General features: G+C 65.9%; 2 protein-coding genes. Both read right to left on the bottom strand.

Annotated features, from left to right (window positions below; genetic code table 11):
• A partial coding sequence (locus BLJAPNOD_RS34910; protein ID WP_199566105.1) for a type I secretion system permease/ATPase occupies positions 1–1,703 on the bottom strand: 1,703 nt, incomplete at its 3' end.
• Between the two features lie 73 nt (positions 1,704–1,776).
• Positions 1,777–2,255, bottom strand: a 479-nt coding sequence (locus BLJAPNOD_RS34905; RefSeq protein WP_147294638.1) for a M10 family metallopeptidase C-terminal domain-containing protein, incomplete at its 5' end; no start/stop codon positions are given.

Genomic DNA, 2,255 nt, shown 5'->3' with positions numbered 1-2,255 from the left:
GCCCTGCGGTTCTTCTCCACCACCAGCGGCCGCATCTTCTGCGACGGCAGGATCTCCTCCTTCGGGCCGAAGGCGACCAGCCGGCCGGCCTGCACCAGGCCGATCATGTCGACCGTCTGCAGCGCGCTCGGGCGGTGGGCAACGATGACGACGATGCCGCCGCGCTCGCGCACCTTGAGGATGGCCTGACACAGCGCCTCTTCCCCTTCCGCATCGAGATTGGAGTTCGGTTCGTCGAGCACCACAAGAAAAGGATCCCCGTAGAGTGCACGAGCCAGGGCAATGCGTTGCCGCTGGCCTGCGGACAGTGCGGTTCCATGAGGACCAAGTTCGGTCTGATAGCCGTTCGGCAGGTGCACGATCATCTCGTGGATGCCGGCCGCCTTGGCCGCGCGGATGATGGCGCGCGCATTCGGCGCCTCGGCAAAGCGCGAGATGTTGTCCGACACCGTGCCGTCCATCAGCGCCACGTCCTGCGGCAGGTAGCCGACATGCTGGTTGAACAGCGTCTCGGACCATTGGTTGAGATCGGCGCCGTCGATGCGCACCGCGCCGCGTAAGACCGGCCAGATGCCGAGCATGGCGCGCGCCAGCGTCGTCTTGCCACCGCCCGACGGCCCGATCAGCCCCAGCGCCTGGCCGGCTTTGAGCTCCAGGCTCACTTCGCTGAGCAGCACCGCCCCGGTCGACGGCGCCACCGTCGTCACCTTGTCGAGCGACAGGCTCGTCGTCGGCGCCGGCAGGTCGAGGTTGCCGGAGCGCTCGTCGAGCACGCCGAGCGTCTCGTTCAGGCGGTGATAGCTGCGTCTCGCCGCCACCACGCCCTTCCATTGCGCGATCGCCATGTCGACCGGCGCCAGCGCTCTCGCCGTCACGATCGAAGAGGCGATGATCGAGCCGGCCGACATCTGCCCGCGGATCGCCAGATAGGCGCCAACCCCGAGGATCGCCGACTGCAGGATCATGCGCAGCACCTTCGACAGGCCCGACAACGTGCCGCCGATATCCGACGTCTTGGTCTGACAGTCGAGATGGCGGCGATTGGCCTTCTCGAAACGATCGACCGCCCGGCCGGTCATGCCCATGGCATGCAGCACGTCGCTGTTGCGGGCATTGCTTTCGGCCACCGAGCTGCGCGCCACCGACGCCTTGATCATCGAGCTGGAATGGCGCCGCGTCAGCACCTCGGCAATCACCGTCAGCACCGCCAGAACCAGGGCGCCGCCGAGCGTGAGATAACCGAGAACCGGGTGCAGCATCCAGACGAAGACGAGATAGATCGGGATCCACGGCAGATCGAACAGCGCCACCGGTCCCTGGCTCGAAAGGAAGCCGCGCAGCGTGTCGACGTCGCGACCGCGTTCCGTCGCCTCCGCCGTCGAATAGCCGAAGCGCGGCATCTCGATCACCACCTTGTGGGCAAGCGGCGCCAGTTGCGTGTCGAGCCTGGCGCCGAGCCTCACCAGGATCTGCGAGCGGATGACGTCGAACAGGCCCTGGAACAGATAGAGCCCGACCGCCAGCACCGACAGCGCCACCAGGGTGGAGATGCTGCCGCTGGTCAGCGCCCGATCGTAGATCTGCAGCATGTAGAAGGCGCCGGTCAGCGCCAGGATGTTGATCAGGCCGGAAAGGCCGAAGAGATAGATCAGGATACCGCGCATGCCGCCGATCTTGTGTTGCGGCTCTTTCTTCTTGCTCATGATGAGATCCCCTTTTGTCCGCCCGCATGCTGTCCCGGCCGGTCACAGACCGGCCGGGAATTCCGCTTCATGCTCAGGAGACACCATTGAAGTCGGCGACCTTGAGGTTGTGCGTGCCTGCAATCGCCAGTTCGAAGTCGGCATCCGGGTCGGCATCGACACTGCCGCGGATCACGGTGACGTCGGCGCCGTCCTGTGTCTCATGCGTCACCACGACCTGGCCGGCGCCCGAAAGCGTCGTTCCGGCCGAAAGCGTGAAGTGCTGCACGCCCGCCTGTCCGGTGTTGGCATCGATCGAGGAGAAGTCGATCCGGTCTCCCGGCGTAAAGCCGTAGATCGTGTCGCCGTTGGCCGCTGCCACCGAGGTGAAGCGGAAGACGTCCTCGCCAAGGCCGCCGTCGATGATGTTGACGGCATTCGACGCGGTGATCACGTCATGGCCCGAGCCACCGATGAAGTTCTCGAAGCCGTAGACCGTGTCGGTGCCCACCTCGACGCCCGAGACCTGGCCGCGGCCCATGAAGCCGGTGCCCATGTCGACCGTCAGGGTGC

Source organism: Ensifer sp. M14 (assembly GCF_003355565.1).
Classification (GTDB): domain Bacteria; phylum Pseudomonadota; class Alphaproteobacteria; order Rhizobiales; family Rhizobiaceae; genus Ensifer.
Note: the sequence above shows the minus strand (reverse complement) of the source record. Positions and strands in the feature narration are given on the sequence as shown.